19 protein-coding genes are annotated in these 24,076 nt (G+C 43.6%); 6 read left to right on the top strand and 13 right to left on the bottom strand.

Annotated elements, in window-relative coordinates:
* Positions 1 to 8: 8 nt before the first annotated feature.
* The 3 genes from F461_RS0111595 to F461_RS0111585 all read left to right on the top strand — a co-directional run bounded on the left by F461_RS0111595 (position 9) and on the right by F461_RS0111585 (position 3,395).
* The gene (locus F461_RS0111595) at positions 9 to 1,511 is read left to right on the top strand and encodes an amidohydrolase family protein (protein ID WP_020001330.1); all 1,503 of its coding nucleotides are present in this window, start codon (positions 9 to 11) and stop codon (positions 1,509 to 1,511) included.
* A 241-nt stretch (positions 1,512 to 1,752) separates the two neighbouring features.
* Positions 1,753 to 2,211, top strand: coding sequence for a hypothetical protein (locus F461_RS18735; protein WP_020001329.1), 459 nt, complete (start codon positions 1,753 to 1,755; stop codon positions 2,209 to 2,211).
* 71 nt (positions 2,212 to 2,282) lie between these two features.
* Complete coding sequence (locus F461_RS0111585; RefSeq protein ID WP_020001328.1) at positions 2,283 to 3,395, top strand: response regulator; 1,113 nt, start codon at positions 2,283 to 2,285, stop codon at positions 3,393 to 3,395.
* Between the two features lie 111 nt (positions 3,396 to 3,506).
* On the opposite strand, the gene yjgA is transcribed toward F461_RS0111585, so the two are convergent.
* From yjgA to F461_RS0111570, 3 genes are all read right to left on the bottom strand, one after another.
* Positions 3,507 to 4,028 carry a ribosome biogenesis factor YjgA gene (gene yjgA, locus F461_RS0111580; RefSeq protein WP_020001327.1) on the bottom strand — a complete coding sequence of 174 codons (522 nt, stop codon included), beginning with the start codon at positions 4,026 to 4,028 and terminating at the stop codon, positions 3,507 to 3,509.
* 78 nt (positions 4,029 to 4,106) lie between these two features.
* Positions 4,107 to 4,412, bottom strand: a complete 306-nt coding sequence (locus F461_RS0111575) for a hypothetical protein (RefSeq protein ID WP_020001326.1) — start codon at positions 4,410 to 4,412, stop codon at positions 4,107 to 4,109.
* Between the two features lie 76 nt (positions 4,413 to 4,488).
* A complete protein-coding gene (locus F461_RS0111570) occupies positions 4,489 to 4,815 on the bottom strand; it encodes a hypothetical protein (protein WP_020001325.1) in 327 nt (108 codons plus the stop codon).
* A 222-nt stretch (positions 4,816 to 5,037) separates the two neighbouring features.
* Here F461_RS0111570 and F461_RS0111565 point away from each other — a divergent pair, with 222 nt between their 5' ends.
* Entirely contained in the window at positions 5,038 to 5,535 is a 498-nt protein-coding gene (locus tag F461_RS0111565) for a hypothetical protein (protein WP_020001324.1), read from the top strand.
* Between the two features lie 106 nt (positions 5,536 to 5,641).
* Positions 5,642 to 6,376, top strand: a complete 735-nt coding sequence (gene pgl, locus F461_RS0111560) for a 6-phosphogluconolactonase (RefSeq protein ID WP_020001323.1) — start codon at positions 5,642 to 5,644, stop codon at positions 6,374 to 6,376.
* A gap of 56 nt (positions 6,377 to 6,432) precedes the next feature.
* On the opposite strand, the gene F461_RS0111555 is transcribed toward pgl, so the two are convergent.
* The 10 genes from F461_RS0111555 to F461_RS0111510 form a co-directional block, all read right to left on the bottom strand.
* Positions 6,433 to 7,056, bottom strand: a complete 624-nt coding sequence (locus F461_RS0111555; protein ID WP_020001322.1) for a YigZ family protein — start codon at positions 7,054 to 7,056, stop codon at positions 6,433 to 6,435.
* A 108-nt stretch (positions 7,057 to 7,164) separates the two neighbouring features.
* Complete coding sequence (locus F461_RS0111550) at positions 7,165 to 10,053, bottom strand: chemotaxis protein CheA (protein WP_020001321.1); 2,889 nt, start codon at positions 10,051 to 10,053, stop codon at positions 7,165 to 7,167.
* Positions 10,054 to 10,264: 211 nt separating this feature from the next.
* A complete protein-coding gene (locus F461_RS0111545; RefSeq protein WP_020001320.1) occupies positions 10,265 to 10,633 on the bottom strand; it encodes a response regulator in 369 nt (122 codons plus the stop codon).
* Between the two features lie 12 nt (positions 10,634 to 10,645).
* Complete coding sequence (locus tag F461_RS19515) at positions 10,646 to 11,599, bottom strand: chemotaxis protein CheW (RefSeq protein ID WP_020001319.1); 954 nt, start codon at positions 11,597 to 11,599, stop codon at positions 10,646 to 10,648.
* Positions 11,593 to 12,369, bottom strand: a complete 777-nt coding sequence (locus F461_RS0111535; protein WP_020001318.1) for a ParA family protein — start codon at positions 12,367 to 12,369, stop codon at positions 11,593 to 11,595. Before F461_RS0111535 ends, F461_RS19515 begins: the two co-directional genes overlap by 7 nt.
* Positions 12,370 to 12,405: 36 nt before the next feature.
* Positions 12,406 to 13,284: a CheR family methyltransferase gene (locus F461_RS0111530; protein ID WP_020001317.1), complete on the bottom strand. Its 879-nt coding sequence runs from the start codon at positions 13,282 to 13,284 to the stop codon at positions 12,406 to 12,408.
* A gap of 13 nt (positions 13,285 to 13,297) precedes the next feature.
* Positions 13,298 to 15,220: a HEAT repeat domain-containing protein gene (locus F461_RS0111525; protein WP_020001316.1), complete on the bottom strand. Its 1,923-nt coding sequence runs from the start codon at positions 15,218 to 15,220 to the stop codon at positions 13,298 to 13,300.
* Between the two features lie 37 nt (positions 15,221 to 15,257).
* Positions 15,258 to 16,310, bottom strand: coding sequence for a protein-glutamate methylesterase/protein-glutamine glutaminase (locus F461_RS0111520; protein ID WP_020001315.1), 1,053 nt, complete (start codon positions 16,308 to 16,310; stop codon positions 15,258 to 15,260).
* Between the two features lie 401 nt (positions 16,311 to 16,711).
* Complete coding sequence (locus F461_RS0111515; protein WP_020001313.1) at positions 16,712 to 18,865, bottom strand: RelA/SpoT family protein; 2,154 nt, start codon at positions 18,863 to 18,865, stop codon at positions 16,712 to 16,714.
* Positions 18,866 to 18,868: 3 nt separating this feature from the next.
* A complete protein-coding gene (locus F461_RS0111510; RefSeq protein WP_020001312.1) occupies positions 18,869 to 20,563 on the bottom strand; it encodes a peptide-binding protein in 1,695 nt (564 codons plus the stop codon).
* 209 nt (positions 20,564 to 20,772) lie between these two features.
* Between F461_RS0111510 and F461_RS0111505 the strand changes: the two genes are divergently transcribed.
* Complete coding sequence (locus F461_RS0111505) at positions 20,773 to 23,976, top strand: DEAD/DEAH box helicase (protein WP_020001311.1); 3,204 nt, start codon at positions 20,773 to 20,775, stop codon at positions 23,974 to 23,976.
* Positions 23,977 to 24,076 lie beyond the last annotated feature (100 nt).

The raw sequence follows: 24,076 nt of genomic DNA, 5'->3' as shown, positions 1-24,076 counted from the left end.
AGTTTTTTATGAATTCTGCTCAAAACATTCTTGCTTCTGCACTGACATTCCTGCTTCTACTGACAACCTCTCCTGTATTTGCAAAGCAATCAAGCTCTGCAAACGAAAAAAGTACACAAGCATTTTATGAAACGATTCGTACAAATCCACTGACGTTGCGTGGTTTTGTATCCGGTATGCCAAAGGGCGGCGACCTTCGCGTCAGATTAAAAGAATCAATTTACCCTGAAGAGTACCTATTGCTTGCAGAAAAAGAAAACTATTGCATTACTCTGCCCAGTTACTTTGCTGTCCCTCCTCTGAACGGGGTATGCCCTCCGGGCACGTCACCGGCTAAGAAATTCTTTGAAACAGAAAAGAACTACCAGAACGCCATTAAAGAACTTTCTTCCTCTTCGCTTAATACAAAACAAAAAGTCACTTCTCTGAACGCCCTCACTCCTGACCAGTTCGGGTACCTTCTTGGTGCGGTCATAAAAAACGCAGCATATCAGCACCTCAGCTATCTTGAAGTACTGATGCCATGGACACCATCAGAACTTGAACGTGACGCGGCCAAGATAGAATGGAAAGGCACTCTGGATGAAATGTACACTGCACTCTCTTCTATCCCGGCTATGACATCTGTTAAAACAGAAAAAGACCACCTCACATCATTTATGACAGGCGCAGAAAAATATATAAAAAATGACACCACAAAGGCTGTTATGGTTCGCATGATTGCCAGTGTTGACCGCACGCAAACGCCTTCTGTCGTTTTTGCCAAACTTATCTACGCGTTTAAAACAGCGGTTGCTGATTCTCGATTTGTTGGCGTTGCCCTTACCGGTGATGAAGAGCATCCGGTTGCACTACGAGACTATAAACTGCAGCTTGAAATGATACAGGCGCTGAAGAACATGGCAGAATTTTCGAATGTAAAGACCATCATCACTGCTGGCTATCTTGACTTCGGCATGATTCAACCAACAAAGTTTAAGGATAGAATACGCACGGCGGTTACCACAGGAGGTGCCACACGCATCAGCCATGGCTCTGCAATCATGTTTGAAAATAATTCATTTGAATTACTAAAAAAATTGTCTGACAAAAAAATCCCAGTCGAAATTGCCTTTACCTGTGAAGAAGTCGAGCGTTCCATTTCGGTATCGGACAACCCATTTCCGGTTTTACAAAAATACAAAGTACCGGTTGTTCTTGTAACCGAAAATGGCGGGATAACACGTATTGATATTACCAACGAATATGTACACGCCGCACATAACTACAACCTTTCTTATACCGACCTGAAAACACTGATTCGTAACAGCCTTGAATACAGTCTGCTTCCAGGGAAAAGCTTATGGAAAAGTGTAAGCCCATACATCATGAGCGATGAATGCAGCGACTCTTTAACCAACAAAAAAACGGGCCTATGCCAGAAATTTCTGACAGAAAGTCCAAAAGCAAGCAAACAGTGGGACCTTGAAACAGAGTTTGTAGAATTCGAACGCAAATTCACAAGTCACTAGCCACCACATAGAAAAAAAGGCCGCACCTCACTGTGCGGCCTTTTCATATCCAGCATACCTCGACAAACTTACTTTTTCTTTGCATATCAAGCATCTTCGTTGACTTCGAGCCTTTACTAATTGTACAGAAGGATAAATCTAATAAGAGTCTAATGCTTAACTACTCCCGTTTTTTAAAGATTTCTCCTTACAGACCGATAGCAGTTGTAAGACAACATACAACTTGCATAAGGGGCAGTTAATGCTCGACTACTCTAAATTCAAAGAAGTTAGCGAACTTTTTTTGAAAGGAAAAAACCGCGAAGCAAAGCATCTATTGAAGGAACTTCAATCCAAATATATTTCGCTTTGCGACCAAGTATCCTCGCTCAAAATTCAGGTCAAAGAATATGATGACATTCTTCATTTTTCCAAGAACCTTATTTTTGACGGGAATTACTATTGGTTAAAGACTGGCAGTGTTCGGCACGGTCCATTTTGCGCAGAATGTTGCAAAGACGAAGGGATGCTTGTGCGACTGCCTCATGGCAACACAAAAAAAATATGCTGGCGCTGCGGCAAACAATACAATGTTCACCCGTCTCGCCAGACACAACAGAGAGAGAGAACAATGGGCAAAGTAATTCCCCTGCATGCCCATGCTACGTCCTCTGACGAATTTGACGAGTCCATCACTGAAAAACAGGCGATTCACGACTAATTTCTTCAGTACGTTTCCCCAGCACAGACCCATTAAACCTACGTTGTTAAGGCACACCATAGAGGCGCTACATGAGCACACCCAAAAAACCTGAACATGCACTCATCATCAACGGAAACAGTGCAGAAGCCGCATTAGACAGAAAAATGCTGTTTCGCATTGGAGTTCGCAGTGCACTAATAGTAGACTCTGTCTCTGGAACATTCCGCTCACTATCCAAGGCTCAGTCAGGTGAAATAGAATCATTTGACATAATAATCTGCGGCGCTCAAATGAAAGACGGCGATGCTCAGTATTTAATAGATAAGCTTAAAAGTATTCGAGCACAAATATCTATTCCAGTTCTTGCCGTTTCTACTTCCCCGACCAAAGATTTTGTGATGCGAACCCTCACTCTTGGGTACTCATCATTTTTAGCCCGTCCGTATACTATGGATGGACTGGTACAGCAGGTAATTCATGCGGTACGCAATACGTATGGTGTGGCTATTCCAGCAGCAGCTCAACCACAGAGCAGCAACGAAGCTCAAGTAATACTGAAACCCGAGCCAGACACAGCAGAAACCATTTGCGAACGCGGGAAAAAACTACTGAAAAATCACCACTGGGACAGCGCGATCGAAACGTTTTCCCAAGCCATTGCCCTTAATCCCAGACACGGCGCAGCCTACGTCGGGCGTGCTAAGGCATGGAAAGGTAAAAGAGACACCGAGCAATACATACAAGAGCTTAATACTGCAGGTGAAATTTTCATGGCACAGCATGATTACGAAGGAGCAGCGAATGCTCTCAAACCACTCTGTGAGGCTCATCAAAAAGACAACCCTCTGTACGCCACTGCAAAGTCACTTCTGCAGGAAGGGGATTTTGGTAACGCAGCTTCTGCCTATTTGCATGGTGAGAAGTTAAGCCCCGGAGTACATCTGCATCAACAAATTTCACGCGCCTGCATGTTTACAAGAGCTCCTCAACAGGCTGCCAAAGGAATATGCAAAAAACTCTATGAGCAGGGCCACGAAGAAAAAGCAAAGCTTTTATATAAGAGAATTGTAGGTGCCCCTGCCCGGCGGCATCCCTCGAGACAGAAAAAGGTAAACTGGCTGGACAGCTATCCGGCATTATCTGAAATCATTTCTGTAGCCAAATACAGCTATCAGGCATTTCAGGCAGTTCAACACCCATAACAGAGAGATTCCATCACACTCCGCAATTCAAGTGACTATACAAAAAAATACCCCGAAAGAACTACTTTCGGGGTATTTTTATGCACAACAATCTGTGTACAAAAAACGTTGTTAGCCTTGTTCGAGCTCACGCAGATAACGAAATAATAACTTAGAAGATTTCAAAGGCTTCTGCTTTTCCATCTCTTTTTTTGTATTACGTACAAGCTGACGCAGTTTTTGAATATCCACATCCGGGTACAATTCAAGCACTGCGTCCATTGCCTCTTTGTCGCCTTGAATTAAACGTTCACGCAAACGTTCCAAGTGATGAAAGTCAGCAGCAACAGCAGCCTTGCCCTCTTGTACTTCCTCAATACGTGCTCTAATTGGCTCTATGTCAACCTCACGAAGCATTTTACCGATATATTGCATTTTACGGCGCTTAGCTTCGTGTTTCGTAATCTTATGCAGTTCTTCGTATTCCTGCAGTAACGCAGGAGGAAGGTTAAACGAACGAATTGCGCTGATCGGAAAAGACGCCAACTCTTCACCAATTTTCTGGATAGCTGTGCTGCGACGCTTCTTTTCTGATCGGCTTATGTACTCTTCGCTCTCTTCAACTTCCAATTCATGTATATGATCTGTAACCATCTTAGACCTCCAAGAGGTCTGCTTCTACCGTAGGGAACCACATTCGTAAAGTCTCTGTTTCTCCGCACAAAAAAAGTGTCATCGAAAGTTCCACAACGCGCTTGGTAACTCCACGTAAAATTCAATATCATACCTTGGCAACTCAATAAGTAACATTAACGTGTCTGACGGTTCCAGCCTGAACACATTATCAAACAAACGGGAAATAATTTCTTCTCGCGTTACTGCCGATTCACTTACCACCCGATCTGCTGCGGACCGAACTACGGCTGTAGCCTCATGGTGCAAAAGAATCTGCTCAGGATCAACAGGAACGGCTATTTCCCCAAACCGCTGTGTTTGCAATTTTTTTGCTAAATAGTATTGTCTCATTGATAATCGCATACTATCTCCGCGCTTGAACAGCCCGCCAATACATATTACGTTCAGGTACTACCCAATATGTATGAGGGATATTTTTTTAGTTTACGAACCTGTTGTTTAATTTAAACGACCACATTGATTGAGGCATCTGCGCAAACATTTCAATTTTTTGCTCTGGTAAAGATATGGCCACAACAAGAGGCCCTGCTGGTTCAATATAATATATATTATTATAAAGATGCTGTTGTAGACTATGGCTATGCATACCTAATCTTTCCGCTAATGTTTCAGCACTCTTATACAATGCATCCTTTCCATCTTTGTTGAGCTTTATATCTTCAGAATCAATATGTATTGCACCCGTTGCGTTATATTCAGTCTTAATTTTTTCAATAATATCTAATCTAGCATTAACTTGTTTCATGTGCTGCCCCTTAACCTATCATAATAGGATTTTTATCTTACTATAATGCAACACAAAGAATGCTGTATAGAATGTACTCAGTTATACAATTTTCTTTGTTTATGTAACTTCTTCATTATCTTTCAATTATTGCTTCCTACCACATGACTTATATTACAATATATCTTAACAAGTTTTTTCCACTAGTAAATTACATGTAAGCATGACACAGGAACTACAACAGTGCGAACCCCATTATACACAACTATCATTCGATACATTAAAGTTGCACCTTTTCCACACGCAACCGCGCTAACATTGTTGTTTGTAGCTACAACACTTTACATTGAGGCACATTTTATCCTGAATGACGGGGTTCCGCTCTACGCAATTGTCCTTTTTACTCTTTCTGCACTTTTGGGATGGGGTGTTATTTTATGCCAAGCAGACGCCTTTTCCCGCTTTAGAGAGTTCAAAAGAATCAAAGCTATCTTCTCACGCAGAGGATTCACTCCGCGTATCCTCAAGCTAGTTTCCACCTCACGGTGTCAGCGCGATGCTGCCCTGCTTGCAGCCAAAGAAACTGGGCACCGACACCTTGCTGCGACATACTTTAAGGAACTTGGGTATCGATGGTACCACATCATTCCTGACGTAATAGCCCAAAACCCGATGAATTTTTTCAGTTCAAAATTCTTAAGAACAACTTTCCTGCCCCGAAAAGACACATTAGAACAATAAAACCGTTTTAATCGTAAACAAAGTATGCAACCATGCCGTATAACACACGTTCAATGGTTGCGGTGCCCATCTTAGCCGCGCCATTGCTGAGCAATACGGAGGCACTATGACTAAGACAATTGACCTGACTCTTTCTGTTACAGAATCACCGCAAGCCCTTGCCCGCCATGCTGCAAAAATATTTGTTGAACGCTGTCACGATGCTATCGCACAACGTGGAGAATATAATGTTGCACTTTCCGGTGGCCGAACACCTACACTCTTTTTTGAAACACTTGCGCTATCACAGTTTTGTTCTGGTATTCCATGGGAAAAAGTTAACTTCTACTGGGTTGATGAACGATGTGTAGGGCCGGATGATCAGCAGTCTAACTATCGACTTGCAAAAGAAGAGCTGTTGCATAAGGTATCGGCAACCCATTTCTATAGAATGAAAGGCGAAATCAATTCGCAGGACGCTGCTGACGAATACGAAAGTCTACTACGCAGGCATTTTCAGCTTAGTGAAGGAGAGATTCCAAGATTTGATTTTATGCTCCTAGGAATGGGATCAGATGGCCATACAGCATCTTTGTTTCCCGGATATGATGGTATAGAAATTACCAACAGGCTGGTCACAGATCAGTATATTCGTGAAATGGAAGCATGGCGTGTTACTCTAACTCTACCAGTACTAAACAACGCACGAGCTTGCGTTTTCCTTATTCAGGGAAAAGAAAAACACGAAGTTCTTACAAAGGCACTCAACCTTTTAAGCGACAGAACATTACCTGCGCAACGTGTACAACCTCACAATGGCAAGCTGTACTGGATTGTCGATCAAGACGCGTATACTGGATAATTTTGAATAAAAAAAAGCCCTTGCTCATACGAGCAAGGGCTTTTTTTTATTCAAAATCATACGTCTGTAATATCGTCTATCAAAGCATTACCGTTGGTAAGCTCAACAACTGCGGCTGAAAATCTCTCAGCATGCTCTTTCGGCATTTCAACTATAAAAGCCGCATCAGCTCCAAAAGATTCTTCCAACACTTTGATTTCATAGTCTGGCAACATACGCTTGAACAACGTAACAGCACTGTAATCAATTATGACTTCAAACCGCACTGGTGTAATCTTTTCACGGGTTGGCAGTGTTTCCAAACCAAGCTTTACCATGCCGGAATAAGCACGAACAAGTCCGCCAGTACCTAATTTGGTTCCACCAAAATATCGGGTAACGACAGCTGCAATTTCTCCTACATCTGCGTGCAGCAGCATATTGAGCATAGGCTTCCCTGCTGTACCGTGCGGTTCACCATCATCACTCATACCGACCATAGCCGTTGTTCCGGGAGGCCCGGCCTGATACGCCCAGCAATTGTGTGTAGCATCAGGGAACTCAGCTTTTACAGCAGCCACAAATGCTTTCGCTTCCTCCACAGACGGCGTATGCGCCAGAGTAACGATAAACTGGCTCTTCTTAATGATATCTTCAACACGATACTGTGTTGCATCTGGAACTAGGTACCTATCTGACATGCAAAGCAAATACTATCCCGACGGGTTCCTTGCAATTCTTTTTCCCGTAATAAAAAAGAGAGCCTCTTCAAGAGGCTCTCTTACAATATTTATTATAGCTCGTTAACGTTACAAAGCTTTAGATGTTGCCATCAGGTAAATTTCGTGCGGATCAAGAATCAGAATTACAGAACCGTCACCCATAATGGTTGCGCCGGAAATACCTTTAATATCTCCAAGGTATTCACCCAACGGCTTAATAACAATTTCCTGACGCTCATGAAGTTTGTCTACAACAATCCCCAGTCGTCTATCGTTATCATGGATCACAACAACAGAAAGTACATCTGCTTCTTCAGAACGCGGTAAGTCTAACAAGTCTGACATATAGACAAGTCCAAGCACTTCACCACGCAAGGTTACAGCTTTACGCCCGTTCACATCAGTAAGACGCGCTGATTCAATTTTGGTTGTTTCAGAAACAGCATCCAACGGAATTGCAAACGCTTCACCAGCAACATTAACCATAAGAGCATCAATAATCGCCAGAGTAAGCGGCAGGGTCAAGGTAAAGCGAGTTCCTTTTCCGAGCTCAGAATGGATAGCAACGCTTCCTTTAAGGTTTTTAATGTTAGTACGGACAACGTCCATACCAACGCCTCGCCCAGAAATGTCTGTAATGGTCTCAGCAGAAGAGAATCCCGGCGCAAAAATAAGCTCCATTGCTTCACGATCATCAAGAACTTTTGCTTCATCAGGACTAATGATACCCTTTTTGATCGCAACTTCGCGCATTTTTTCCGGATCAATACCTTTACCATCATCTTCAATTTCAATGGCTACGGAGTTACCACGATAATATGCACGGAGGTGAACAGTACCTTTGCCCTGCTTACCAGCCTTTAAACGATCTTCTTCAGACTCGACACCGTGATCCATTGCGTTTCGAATAAGGTGGACTAGTGGATCTCCGATGACTTCCACAACGCTTTTATCCAATTCTGTTTCTTCGCCTTCCATGATCAAGTCTACTTCTTTCCCGCTCTTACGGGAAAGGTCTCGAACCAGACGAGGAAAACGGGAGAACACAGAAGACACTGGCACCATGCGAACCTTCATAATAGTATCTTGAAGATCATCTGAAATACGTGCCATTGCGTAAGTTGTTTCAGTCAAAGACTGGGCAACTTCCTGAATGTCTACATCGTTCCCATCTTCAAGATTACGGGCCAGCATCGTGTAACGGTTTCGGTTAATGATCAACTCACCAATTAGGTTCATTAAATGATCAAGTTTTTCATGATCAACACGGATCGTACTGGATGATTTTGGCTTTTGCTGTTTTACAGGAGCCTTCTCTTTCGCCTTAGCTGGAGCAGATGCGGTCTCTGGAGCTGCTTTAACTTTTGGTTTCGGCTCTGGATTTTGCTTTTGTTTTGGCGTTTCTTTTGGAGTTGCAGCAGGCTTTGAAACAGGTTTAGACGCTTCTCTAATCGCCTCAGGCTCTTCCACAAGAGCATTGGCGACAAAAGAAACAGGAGCATCTGCACTGCCGGATTCCGGCAATTCTAGACTGATCTCCAATTCATCCTGCGGGCCAGACGAAGGTTCACCTACACCTTTTAATTCAGCTTCTATATCAATAGATAGATTAAAAACTGCCAACTCTGCATCGACCATATCATTCAGAATTTCGATTTCCTGAAGCAACAGATCAAGCATAAGTGCAAAATCCATATCAGCATTACGACCGGAATCTACAAGTCCCGCGGTACGCTCTGCCTGTACTCGCGGTTTATCGTACTGCATATAGCTGCACGAATTTTGTGTTGTAACAAGGCTTCTGTAGAGACTGTTAATATAGTCTTCTTGCGTGGAGTCCTTTTCCAACGCCTTAACAGCAAGATCGACTGCGACACGCTGCTGAGTTATCGTCACGATAAAAATATCCATATCTTCTTTATCATACTCAGGAACTTCTTCCACGCATTCTACGGATTCTTCCTCAGAAGCTGGGACAGGTGTGTTCTTAACAACTTCTGGGAACTCACCATGCTCGACTGCGTGACGCAATACAGATAAAATTTCGGAAAGATCAAACGTTGGAACCTGGCCGGTTTCAATATCGATTCTGTTTACAAGAATATCAATAACATCAACGCAGCGTAGCAACGTATCAATAAGCCCCTGAGTCACAGGAAGCTCACCTTTACGGGTTCGATTAAGGAGAGTTTCTGCTTCGTGCGTAAGACTGTTTAATTCTTGAAATCCAATAATGCCGCTGTTCCCCTTAAGATTATGGAAAAAGCGAAACAGGTCATTTACAAGAGCATCGTTGTCTTCTGGATTCTGTTCAAGTTCAAGAAGGCCATTACTTAAATCTGCTGTATTCTCTGCGGCCTCTTCAATAAAGTCGCGTAAGTGGCCTTCACCAAAAGACGTTAACGCATACGGCTCGCCTTCAGGGATATCCACGACGGCTCGGGTACTGACCTCAAGTTCATCTTGATCAAACTCAATAGAGCTTTCTTCCTGCACAGCCTCAAGAGGAGTATCTTCAACTGCAACATCCTGCTCAGGCTCATTAGCCACATTCACAGACGAAGTTGCTGGAGTAGGCTCTTCACCTGCAAGCAACGCATCCAGAGTCTGAATAATCGGGTCGGTCGCCACGTCCCCCTCCTCACCTTCATTCTCGAGATTATCGAGAATCTTGCGCAGAGCATCAGTTGCTTCAAGAATTACATCCATTATGGCAGGAGTAGCTTCCATATCCCCCTTGCGCAACTCATCCATAATGTTCTCAGCACGGTGCGCAAGCGTATTCATTTTATTGAGACCAAGAAAACCGGATGCACCTTTTAATGAGTGCATCGGCCTAAAGATTTCATTCAATAACGAGATATCTTCCGGTTCTTTTTCAAGTTCCAGTAAGTTCGGCTCGATAGTCTCCAGATGTTCTTTTGCTTCAATAATAAAATCGGCAAAAATTTCCGGATCTAAAAAATCCTGGCTCATACTTTGTCCCCAAATGGATGTAGTGAAAAACGCTTAGTGCAGGCAAGCCCAACAACTACCTGCTCTCTGTATAGTATTATATCGGTAATATTCTGCAGATAATTAGAAAACATAACGAAAAAACAAACCGGTGACATACAAAGCACATTTATGACACAGAAAAGCTACTGCAAGAACCACTTACAGTAGCTAAAAATATCACGATTGTTCGCTAGCCCAGCAGCATGCGAACATTTCGAACCATTTTTTCTGGCTGTGCCGGTTTTACCATGTACAGGTTTGCTCCAAGGCTCATTCCAAGCTTAATGTCCTGTTCTTGCCCTTCGGTAGATAGAACAACTATAGGCAAATCGCGATATGCATCCTGCTTGCGTACATTTTCAATAAACGTAAAACCGTCCATATGCGGCATGTTAATATCTGTAATGATCAAATCAACACTTCCACAGGAATAAAGCTTTTCCAGACCATCAAGACCATCTTCTGCAGAAGTGACCTTGAAACCTTCATTTTTCATAATAAAGGCTACAAGATTTCGAACGGTCTTTGAATCGTCTACAATCAGAATTTGTTTACTCATTTTTAGCGCTCTCTATCCTTCAAGGATGGCTTCAACAATATTATCCACCGAAATAATACCAATAAGCATATCATCAGATTTCATTAAACCAAATATATACTGAACCGCTATTCCAAGATGAGATTCAACAGCCCAGTCGATGGATTCTTGCGGAACTCTATACATAGTATGTACGGTATCAATAACAAGCCCGAACTGAAGTCCGTGCCGCTTACAAACCACGATAAATCTATCAGACTGCCCTTCTTCTTCTGAACCAGCAATGCCAAGTAATTCCCGCAACTGAATAATCGGCGTTACTATCCCCCGTAAATTAATAACTCCGGTAACAAAGGGGGGTGCAACTGGAAGTTTGGTTGCCGGCAAACATCTGATAACTTCTTGAACAGCACTGATTGGCACAGTAAATTCTTGTTTTCCAAGGAAAAAACTGACCATTTGTAATTCAGTCTCATTACGAAGTTGCTCAAGCAAATCAGGCTCTCTCTCAATGCCCGTACCAAGCCAATTTTCCTCTTCAGTAACAGGAGCCTGTGTGTCAGCACCAAAACTATCGTCTGTGAAGGATGCACTGGCATCATCTGCAACATCATTCCGAACAGGTTCGGCAACTGCAATCTCAGAAACCGGAGCTTTTTTTTCAGCAGGCAAGGAGTCTGCATTATCAACATTAAGGGTTGAAGGCGCATTCAACTTTTGAACGGGTTGTCCGGCAGGAGCTGTCAGTGTTACGGTAGAAAACGAGTTCACGTCTGCAGTAGATTCATAGTCTGAACCAACTGCACTAAGTACACACTCAGGCTCAACGGACTTATTCAACCCGAGCCGCTCTAAGGCCTCCGTCTCATTTACTCCAAGATACTTGGACATAAATGCCGCCTCTGCTGCAGTAAAGCTATTTGCAGGTTCAGCCTGCACAACATCAAATAAATGATCTTCAAAATATTCTTCAGGAGTTTTTACCATAAGCTTTCCACCTCTTTTGCCAAAAGCTCATATCCACGTGCTCCACGACAAGATGCGTCAATTTCATACACGCTCTTTCCAAGAGCACTTGCGTCCCTAAAACGAGTATCCACCCCAATTACAGTGGAAAACATTAAATCCCCCATCTTTCTACCAAGCAAATCCAGAACTCTGCGACAGGCCCCCGCCCGCTTGTCGTACATTGTAGCCAAGGCTCTATACGTAACAGGCGCTGGCAACACCTTATTAAGGGTACGCAGTGTATCAAAAAGCAATTTCAGTCCATGTAATGCTAAAAAATCTGTTTGAATAGGAATAATCAACAAATCACAAGCAACGATCGCGTTTACCTGAAGCATTCCAAGCTGGGGCGGACAGTCCAGAAGAATATAATCGTACTGATCACGAATTTCTTCCAGTGCAGCCTTGAGCAGACTCCCCTTTCCGTGCTTTTCCTTTAAGTCAACCTCTAGTTCAGAAAGCCTGATAGAAGCCGGAGCAGTGTCAAAATACTGTCCATCCTTCCTGCTGATTAACTGCTTCCACAACAACGGCCAAACCTTTCGCGGTGCTGTAAACAAGTCATACGTCGTACGTTGCACCGTATCCGGAAAAAAACGCAAATGGACAGAAGCACACGCATGAGGGTCAAGATCCATAATTAACACTCTTTTATTCATACGTGCCAACGCTGCACCGAGGGTGACAGTGGTGGTAGTTTTACCTACGCCGCCTTTTTGGTTGGCGATAGCCAGAACTTTGGCGTTCAAACTATACTCCTCCAAAGGGTGTCTCCATACTTCAGATTAACTATCTTTGCGGTAGACGATTGCACCCTTATGATGTTCAGGTCTAAAGGCTCTGGATATATTATGCAACGACTCAGAGTGTCCAATCAATAACGCTCCACCAGGTTGGAGGTTGTCATAGAATGAACTTATAACCCGAGTCTTCATTTCATCATCAAAATAGATAATTACGTTTCTACAGAAAATAATTTGAGACCGTTCAATACGTTTAATCTGTAACCTATCATTAAGGTTCAACTGATCGAATCGAACGAGTTTCTTTACATTTTCTGTAAGATGATATTCCCGCCCTTCCTTCTTGAAATATTTACGAATTATTTCAGGAGGAGTAGTTCGTAGCGCATAATCGGAATAAATTCCACTCCTTGCGGTATCAAGAACTGCAGTAGAAATATCACTTGCTGTAATTTTAATATCCCAGGAAGCAATTTCTGTTTTAAGAACCTCATGCAAAATTATGCCCAAAGTGTACGGTTCTTCACCGGAAGAGCAACCTGCAGACCAAATACGGAGCCTTCGGCTACGCTTTGCCCTTAGAGCATCCAACATGTCTTTGAGTACAACCTCTTGGAAAACTTTAAGCTGTGGCGGATTTCTATAAAAACTGGTCTCATTCGTAGTGATAACTTCATAAAGACGATTCAACTCGTCCCGACGATTTTTATCATACCGCAAATAGTAATAATATTCGCCAAAGCTTTTGAGATTCAAAGCCTTAAGACGCGCTGCCAGTCTATTTTCGACCAGATACTTTCGGTTGTCAGCAATATGGATTCCACACAACTCATAGATATGATCTCTAATTTGACGAAATTCTTCATCACTGGCGTGAAGTTCGCGCTGAAAACTTGTCGTTCTTGAAAAAAGTGATGACACATGGTCCCCCTAGCTACCTGCTTCTAATCTGATCCGCTGCCTGTTCAGCTGCCTCGCAAATCTCCGGATCTTCGTGCCTCATCATAGTTAACAAGGCTCCAAAACAACGTTCTGTCCCCATGTTACCAAGCGTTTTTATTACCCTATGCTGAACCAAAACGCTTCTTGCCGCAAAAACACCTAATAACGGTTCTACAACCTCATCGTTCTGTAACTCACCAAGATGCTCTATTGCGCGTATCGCAACCCAATCATCTTCATCATCCAGAGCTTCAATAAGGTAATGCAGATAGGCTTCGGACTGTGTCTTACCAATCATATCCACAACAGCAAGGCGAATGTCTCTATTGCTATCATGAAGCAGACTTTGCACCTGTTCTGCAAAAACGGTAGATTGAGAGCTTAAAGCAAGCAAACCTTCGAGCGCTACAAGCCGGACATCTACAACAGGGTCGGAAAGCGCCTCTTTAAGCAATTCAACATACACATCATTCTTTGATTTACCCAAAGCATATACAGCCATCATACGGTCTGTGGCATTCTCACTTTCCACACTGGAAACAAAGCGAATCCAGAGCATCTCATTATTCATGGCAATGGCAGCTTCTAACGCTGCATCTTTCACTTCAAAGGATTCATGAGACAACTTTTCGAAAATCATTTCAGCACACTTCAACGAGCTTGAATTTTCTCCAAGGAAGTACAATGCCTTTTTAAGAATCACTTCATCAGTATGCTCTTTCAACAAATTCTGAAAAAACTTTTCTTCTGAAGCATCGGCAGCTTTAACAAGCACAGTAATAAGATCACGCTGAACGAAAAGCCCTTTGTCATTAAAGATGGAAAGAATAGTCGGAACAGCTTTCTTCATCTCATTTTCTGACATACGGGAAACTGCTTCCGCTGCAACACGCAAGGAAAGTTCATTATCTTCAAGAAACACATCCAGCATCGCGTCGTTACAACCGATATGTGCAAGACACTCAACGGCAGCAATAAGCTTGTCGGTATCACGATCAATATTGAAAGTGGCTACGGTACTCATCACCTTCCGTGTAGCTTCGTCTCCTTTTGCTGTTGAAAGACCACGTAATGCTGCGAGCTGAATCTCCTCATCCTCATCCTCAAGAGCTACCAGCAGCGCTTTATTAAACTGGTCTCGCTTATCAGCCGGAAGCAATTCAAGAGTCTTGTCACCCAAAAGCTGCACAACTGCTTTGCAAATTTTGTTCTGTAATGGAGACGGGGCTGTCTTCATCTGATCAATAAGCAGCGGAACAATCTTCAAGTCCCCCATTTCCCCAAGAGCTTCAACAATCATGGAAGCAACAAGCGGAGTAGACTTTCCAAGCGCTCTGACTAATGCTCCGGATGTCTGAGCGGCACCGATCTTAGTAAGTGCTTCAATTACTGAAAACTGAACCCACTCCTCATCTTCAAGTGCCTGAATCAAGCTGTCTGCGGCATCAGAAAAACCAAGTTCACCCAAGCTCACTGCGGCTTGATAACGAACATTTACTTCCTGATCGTTAAGCAAAGCATCACACAACGGAGCAACTGAAAATAGACTATTGGATGAACCCAAAATATCTGAGATAAAAATGCGAAGATCCGGATTAGAGCTATCCAACTGGCCCATTACACTTTCCAGATCGTCTTCTGCAATTTCTCGCAAGATATCCATTGCGGCGTTTCGCACCGGAGCTTCTTCTGAAACAAGCAGCGGAATAACCGCCTGAACAGTTTTTTCGCCACGAATCACGCGAAGAGCACGTTCGGCAGCTTCCTGTACACCGAGGTTACCTTCCTGCATATGACGAATCAATTCCGGAACCGCACACTCTATCTTCTCTGCACCTGCAATAAAGGCAGCATCGCGAACGACCTCGGATTCATCAGAGCGTAACTGATTTAAAATTTTGTCACATTCAGACATACATTTACCTTCTTAGTTGGCGGAAATTCCGCATACATTATTTGTAGATGCTTGCCATCAGAGCTGACGCCATATCGTCAATATCCACAATCTCATCGGTCAGCTTAGCGTCCACAATGGCTTTGGGCATTCCGTAAACAACACAAGAGGCATCATTCTGGGCTAAGATGTACCCACCTCTGCTTTTCAATTCACGAATACCAAGTAAGCCATCATTCCCCATCCCTGTAAAAATTGCCCCCACAGCCCGACGCCCCTGTGCTTTAGCAACAGACTCAATCAGCACGTTTGCAGATGGCTTGTACAATGCATCAGCAGGCTCTTCTTTCACCACAACTTCCATTCTTGAGCCACGCTGCTGCAATACTATATGCTTTCCCCCCGGTGCAATATATGCAGTTCCGGGCACAATGGGCTCAGCTCCTGAAGCTTCCTTCACATTAATCTTGCAAACACTATCCAAACGTTTTGCAAAAGGGCCGGTAAACGCTGCCGGCATATGTTGTGCAATTAGAATTGCAGCAGGAAAGTTAGCAGGAAGTTTTGATAACACCTTCTGTACCGCCGGAGGACCACCGGTAGAAACTCCTATGGCAACAACATCACGCTTTGGTCTCCCTCGCATAACTGGCGGTGCGACACGCGGTGTAGCTTTAACAGCAAGCGATGGTCGACTTGTACGCGGAGCACGAATTTTCCGGCGTGATATATATTTTACTTTTTGTTGAAGATCTTTTTCAATCTTAACGATCTCAAGAGAAACCCTGGACATCTGCTTTGGAATAAAATCAACTGCCCCAAGCTCCATAGCTTTGAGAGTTGACTCTGCACCTTCCATAGTAAGGGAGCTAATCATCAAAACAGGGCGAGGCATCTCCATCATAATATGGCGAAGCGCCGTAAGGCCGTCCATTTGAGGCATCTCAATATCAAGCGTTACAACATCAGGATTATGCTGTCTGATAACAGTAAGTCCCTCAGCACCGTTACGTGCTGTTGCAACAACTTTGATATCTGGATCCTTTTCCAGCATTGTTGTCAGCGCTTTCCGCATAAAAGCGGAGTCATCTACTACTACAACCCTAATCAACAGAATCTCCTGTTCATATTTTCAACGAACCTGTACAGTATGCACATTCTTCCAGCAACATACTGCATATCGCTAAAAGCCTGCCTTAGAACACCATAGAGAATTCTAATTATTTTACAATAGGCAACTAATCTCTATTGGAAGGCAAAATGAGCTATTAGCACACTTTAGTGCAGTGCCGACTACAGCCATGCAAGTATGGCTTACATAAAAAAGAACAAATCCGTATAGAGCTTTTCACTGTCTGCAACAGCAATGAATCCAGTAACAAGAATAAAAAAGCCACGAAACCATTTTTAGGTATCGCGGCTTTTGCATTTTATACAAAACTACATGCATTGCAGAGTAACAAGTGTAGTCGCAAACAGCCCGCGGCTACAATTCATATCGGCAAAAGCAAATTAATCTGAAGAAGAAAGTCTAGATACTTCTACCATTCCGTCCAATGCACGGAGTTTATCAATTGTTCTGTACAGATGTGCAACGTCACGCACCTCTACAGTAAACTCCATTTCTGACATTCCATCGACCATTGAATGGAACATGCCAGCATCAAGGTTCACTTTTTCCTGCATCAGCAGGTCACTAACCTTCGCCATCATGCCCATGATGTTCTTAGAAATCATTTTTATACGTGCAGGATACGGTTTGTCTTCCGTTCCATCCCAGTACACAGAAATAAGACGCTCTGCCTCAAGATTCTGTACATTAGGACAGTCTGACGTGTGAACTGTTACCCCGCGTCCGCGACTAATAAAGCCGACAATCGCCTCGCCCGGAACAGGAGTACAGCAGCGCGCAAAACGTACCAGTACATCATCAACCCCTTTAATACCCACACTATTCGCATGAGTCTGTTCCCCTCTTACTTCCGGCTGGGATACAGTTTCTTTTTCTTCCGGCTCCGAAATTTCTTTCGGCTGCAAGCGCTGAAGGACTTTTCGGGGAGTAAGGCGCGCATACCCGACATGTGAAAGTAGTTCATCTACTTCCTTCAGGTTAAATTCTTCCGCAACAGCTTCAAAGGCGCCCTCTTTAAGAGCCTTCTGAACGTTGATATCCATACGGCGTCCCAGTTTTTCCAACATCTCTTTACCAAGGCTGATGGAACGGGTGCGCTCTTCGGTACGAATAAAGTGATTAATACGGGTACGTGCTTTTGCTGTCTTTACAAAACGCAACCAATCGCGGCTGGGATGCCTGTGTTGGTCTGTAATAATTTCAACGGTATCACCATTTTTCAACGGAGTAGAGAGCGGAACAAGTTTGCCGTTAACCTTTGCACCGGAACATTTATCACCAACCTGAGTGTGAATCATGTACGCAAAATCAACCGGACTTGCTTCCTCAGGTAGTTCTTTTACATCCCCCCCGGGGGTAAATACATAAACTTCGTCTTTAAATAGATCGAACTTCAGAGAGCGCATAAACTCTTTTGAGTCCGTTTCCATTTTCTGCCAGTCAAGCAACTCACGAAGCCATGTAAACTGCTGAACATCGCGGGCTTTTAACCGTCCGCCGCCACCTTCTTTATACAGCCAGTGAGAAGCAACACCGAATTCAGCCATCTGATCCATTTCTTCAGTACGAATCTGAATTTCAATGCGCTCGCCTTCCGGCCCCATAACTGTAGTATGAAGACTCTGATACATGTTTGCCTTAGGCATGGAGATGTAATCTTTAAATCTACCATGAACAGGCTTCCACATGGCATGAACCAGCCCAAGCACCGCATAGCAGTCACGCACATCCTTAACAATAACACGGAAGGCAATAATATCGTGAACTTGGTCAAGGGTAAGGTTCTGTTGTTCCATCTTACGATAGATGGAATAACGGTATTTAATGCGCCCCTTAATCTGGGCCTTGATATTGTTATCCCCCATCATTGACGAAAGCAGCTGGATAACGCTCTGAATGTAATCCTGTCCGGACCTTCTATTTTCTTCCAGCCATTCAGTGATGGAGTTAAATACTTCCGGACGCAGGTACCGGAAACTTAAATCTTCCAGTTCCAGTTTAATACGGTGCAGGCCGAGACGGTTCGCAAGAGGGACATATATATCCATAGTTTCTTGCGAAATGAGTTTTTGCTTATGAGTCTTCTGGAAGTCCAGAGTGCGCATATTGTGCACTCTGTCCGCGAGCTTAACAATAAGAACGCGTATATCTTCCGCCATTGCAAGAATCATTTTGCGGATATTTTCCGCCTGAGCCGCTTCCTTGCTTTCAAACGTCATCAAGCTAATTTTAGTTACGCCATCGACAACATCTGCAACTTCCTCACCAAACTGTGCATCAATACCTTCAATTGTAGCAGACGTATCCTCTACCGTATCATGCAGTAACCCCGCAGCAATGGAAACATCATCCATGCGCATACAGGCAAGCTCGTAAGCGACTGAAAGCGGATGCGACAAATACGGCTCACCGGAAAGACGAGTCTGGCCAGCATGCGCAGCAGCAGAAAACACGTACGCTTTCTGAATCAAAGCCACATCCGCATCTGGGCGCAGCTCTGTTACTTTATCTAAAATTTCCTGAATCCTGATCATGGATTAGTTTGCAACCTCGTAACGCCTCTGGCTTTTAGGAACCCACCATCGGTCTAAATTATGCGTAATACCTGCTGGTGCAGGCTCAATTCCTTTAAATCGCTTGCTAATGATCGGTAATGAATATGAAACGAACAAGAAGCAGTAAGGCTGATCCGTATGCAAAATTTCCTGCACACGGTCATATGCTTTCTTCCGCACGTTCATATCAAGTGTGTTACGACCAACTTCAAGCCATTTATCCAGTTCCGGATTAATATATTTAATAAAGTTCAAACCACCCTCTTCAGCCTGTGAAGAGTGCCAAACCATTGAAATATCCGGATCCTGAAGAATATTCCACCCCAAAATAAGTGCGTCAAAGCGTCCCTTATTCAAAAATTCTTTGAGAAATGCCGCCCACTCAACAGTTCTAATAGTGACCTGAATACCAATATCTTTCAACTGACTTTGAATGATCGTAGCAGTTTTTATTCGTTCTTCATTCCCTTGGTTGGTAAGAATGGTGAACATAAACGGTATGCCATCCCTCTCAAGGACACCATTTTTATTCTTAGTCCAACCAGCTTCCTTCAACAATTCTAATGCTTTTTCAGGATGATATCCATAATCTTCTATCTTTGTATTATAGGCCCATGTCCCCGGCTTGTACGGTCCGACCGTAGGCTTACCCTGACCGAACAGAACGCCTTTTACCAACCCTTCCTTATCAATTGCATAAGAAATTGCTTTTCGAACACGTGCATCTTTAAACAGCTGGTTTCTAAAATTGAATCCCATAAAAGAATACCCGAAAGAGAGATATCTGTACTTTGCAAAATTCTCTTTAAAAAACTCACTATTCGTCTGATACAAGTACTGTTGAGGCGTTAGCGTCATCATATCAATATTGCCGGATTTCAACTCAAGAAACATTGTCGATATATCAGGAATAACCCGGTACACAATTTCGTCCAGATATGGCCGTCCGAGAAAATATGTGTCACTTGCTTCAAGAACAACTTTTTCTCCCCTGTCCCACTGTTTAAACTTAAACGGGCCTGCACCAATGGGCTTTTCAGAGAGCGGAGAGTTAGAAATATCCTTACCTTCAAGCAGGTGTTTAGGCAGGATATCAAGCATCCAACTTAACAAAATACGGGCAAGTGGCTTTTCGTATGTTGCTTCAAAGGTGTATTTATCTATAAGAGTAAACTTTTTTACTAAAAGATAATCTTGTGCATACGCTGTAGGAGTATTCGGATCGATATATAATTTGTATGTAAATTCTACATCTTCCGCAGTAAGTGGTACACCGTCTTCCCACATAACATCTTTACGCATCGTGATACGTATTTTTTTCCCTTCATCTAAAACTTCAAATGATTCCGCTGCATATGGAACAATATTCAAGTCTTTATCATACTTTAGAGGGGACACATAAATGTGAGAAGCAACTTCATGAGAGCCAGCATCGGAACTCAGCATAGGGATCATATTTGTTATATCGCCTATTGAGCCTAAAATAATGCGCCCACCGTATTCCGGTTTCTGAATATTTGTTGTATTGTCGCCAACGGCTCGTGCGGATTGCTTGCCAGCAGACGTCGTCGAGTTGGATGCAGAGTGCTTTTTTTCAGCAGGAGAACTGCAACCTGTTAAAAAGAGAAAACATAACAGTACGCATAAAAGCACTCTATTTTGCAAACCGCAATACATAGCATCCTCACTATTGCCAAAATCATCAGATAGAGTATCCTGAGTAGATACGGGACGAAACATTTCAGACGGTAAAAGTCACGCTAACAAACTTCTACCCTATTGAAAACTGATTGAATTTTGAACAACCTTATGCCCCTCTTGCTATAGGGTAACATAGCAGGGCACCCCTTTAGGGATGTTCCATACTCCACAAGGAGCATATGTAGATGGATGAGGCTTCCGCAAAAAAATTGCTTCATGAATTGGTATCAAATACCATTCCAGAATATATTATCGAAGGTTCCCAATATCTTTTAGACTCCGGTGGAGTCCAAAAGATTAGTGTTAAAAAAGGGGACGGGTACTGGGATATCTCCGGTACAGTTCAAGGTGAAGATTTTCAGATCTATTCTCCGAAAATCTCGTTGGATTTCCATGAGAATTCCACAAACTTCATCTGTAACTGTCCTGAGGCATTTTCCGGTGCGTGCCGTCACGTCGGCGCTGCTGCTCTTAAGTTTATCCCTTCACTTGAAGAGGGGGAGACAACAGAAGCTGCACCAGCAAAGCCGCGTTCTGACTGGAGACAAAACTTCAGATCCTACTTTAGCACCGAACTCGAACCTGAGGCCGGTAGACATTACCTTCTTTACCGTTTTCACCCTGAACCGGGCAGACTGCAGGTTTCGTTCTTCCGTGCGAGGCAGAACAAATCCGGCCTGTCCAGCGTACATAACGAAATAACAATCCAGCAACTTCTTGACCATCCGGACTGGCATGAACAGACTCCCGGTCTTGCTGAATTGCTGGAACAAGTCGGTAAATACAACGACTACTTCGGGCATCGTGTTGAGATTCCCGACGGGCTGCTTACATGGTTTCTATGGACTGTTAAAAACGAGTATTACTTGTTCTGGCAGGACACAGATAAGCCATGCCGTATTGAAACAACAACCATGCAGCTTAAGCTCAAACCGAACCTTGAAGATGCAGGGCTCACTTTTGCAGTAATGATCGAGGGAAGCGGTAAGCAACCTTTATCGATCACTGAAGAGGACGTATCGTTTCACGGGCAAATGCCGTTGTGGGTCTGCTGGAAAAAGGGCTTCCACCCTGTTCATACGACACTGGACTCCGTACTTGTTCAGGATCTTGTGCAGCATCCTCCTTATGTCAGCCGTGACGATATTCCTGAATTTCTTGATCGAGTCTGGACGCAGTTCCCGACATCTGATCTACACGAGCCGGAAAAGTTTCTGGAGCATATGGAACCTATTTTTGTTCCTGGCACATACAATCCGAAGCTTTTTCTTGACGAAGAAGGCTCACTGCTTACTTTGGAAATCCAGAACTTTTATGAGACAATTCATGGTGAATTCCTGCTTCCAGGCCCTAACCCTGAATTTATGACAGGCAGCTATCCTTTCGAGGGCACAACCTACCTTATTCGTCGCATGCAAGACGAAGAGGCATCGCTCGCAGAAAAACTGCTTGAAATGAACTTCCAGCCTCGTAACAACCGTATCTGGTTTCTGGAACCAGAAGAAGCCATTACATTCCTTTTGGATGCGTATCCTAAACTTATTGAGCAGTACCGGGTCTTCGGTGAAAAAGCGCTCTCCAAGTACAAGGTTCGTCTTGCCACTCCGGTTATTAATGCCACAGTGGAATCCAATGAAGATGAAAAATGGTTCTCTCTTGATATCGAAGTTGATTACGACGGTCAGAAAGTTCCGATTGATCTTATTTGGAAGGCTTGGTCACAGGGTAAACGCTATGTTCAGTTGAAAGACGGGTCTTACACCAGTCTCCCTGAATCATGGCTTGAAAAAGTTGCACACAAACTGCGTGCGATGGGGCTTGATCCTGAACAACCACCACAGCAGCGGTTTGAACAATATGAAGCGCCAGTATTGGACAACCTGCTTGATGATCTTCCGGAAGTTGAAACAGATGGTTTCTGGGACACACTGCGTGAGAAAATTCACACCTTTAAGGAAATTTCTACAGTTGCTCCACCGGCAGGTCTGCAGGCTACACTTCGAGGATACCAGCAACAGGGGCTCAGTTACCTTAACTTCCTGCGCGAATATGGTTTCGGCGGCATCCTTGCTGACGAAATGGGGCTTGGTAAAACCATTCAGACTCTTTCCTTTATTCAACACATGGTAGAACGTGGTGATACCGGCCCTAACCTTATTGTTGTACCAACATCTGTTCTTCCCAACTGGGACCGTGAGGCATCAAAGTTCGTTCCTGAACTTAAACGCCTTATTATCTACGGTACCCGTCGTGAGAACATGTTCAAACAAATCAACGACTCAGATTTGGTTGTAACAACATACGCCTTACTTCGCAGAGATCTTGAAGAATTACAGAATTATGAGTTCAACTCTATCATTCTTGATGAAGCACAAAACATTAAGAACCCGAACACAATTACAGCCCGTTCTGTTCGTAAGATCAACGCCAAGCAGAGACTCTGTCTCTCCGGTACCCCGATTGAAAACAACCTGTTCGAGCTGTGGTCACTCTTTGAGTTCTTAATGCCGGGCTTCCTTGGCTCACAACACGCCTTCCAGCGTGGCATTGTAAAGCCGATCAAAGACGGGGACGAAGAAACAATCGACCAACTGCGTACCCGCGTAAAACCATTTATTTTACGCCGTACAAAGGCAGAAGTGGCAAAAGACCTGCCGCCTAAAATTGAAAACGTTCAGTACTGTGCACTTGCTGAAGAACAGGCAGAGCTTTATGGCGCCTTGGCTGCCAAGCTTAAAGAACAGGTTATGTCTGACGTGGACGAAAGAGGCCTTGCAAAAAGCCAGATGTCGATTCTGGATGCGCTTCTTAAACTTCGTCAGATATGTTGTCACCCACGCCTTCTCAATCTCAACATGCCTGGATTTACCACAAACCTGCCTTCCGGTAAGTTTGATGCATTCAAGGACATGATTACTGACATTGTTGCAGAAGGTCATAAGGTACTGGTCTTTTCACAGTTTGTATCCATGCTGCACATTATCCGTTCATGGTTGCAGATTGCAGATATTCCGTACGCGTACCTTGATGGTACATCCAAAGACCGTTTTGATCAGGTAGACAGGTTTAACGATTCACCGGATATTCCTATCTTCCTTATCTCTCTGAAAGCAGGCGGTACTGGTCTTAACCTGACAAGTGCCGACTACGTTATTCACTACGATCCTTGGTGGAACCCTGCTGTTGAAGATCAGGCAACTGACCGTGCTCACCGTATTGGTCAGAAATCTCAGGTATTCTCATACAAAATGATTTGTCAGAATACTGTTGAAGAAAAAATCCTCAAACTTCAGGACATGAAAAAAGGTGTGGCTGATTCTATTATTCCCGGTAAGGAAGCATGGAAGTCACTCACCAGAGATGATCTTGAAATGCTGTTCGATATTTAGCCCAGCAAAAATAAGCGATAAAAAAAGAGGGAACCATATGGTTCCCTCTTTTTTTATTCACCTTTACAAGCTAATTCTGTCTTCATAATGACTTTAAAAA

The organism is Halodesulfovibrio aestuarii DSM 17919 = ATCC 29578 (genome assembly GCF_000384815.1).
Lineage (GTDB): Bacteria > Desulfobacterota > Desulfovibrionia > Desulfovibrionales > Desulfovibrionaceae > Halodesulfovibrio > Halodesulfovibrio aestuarii.
This window is presented reverse-complemented; position numbering and strand designations above follow the sequence as displayed.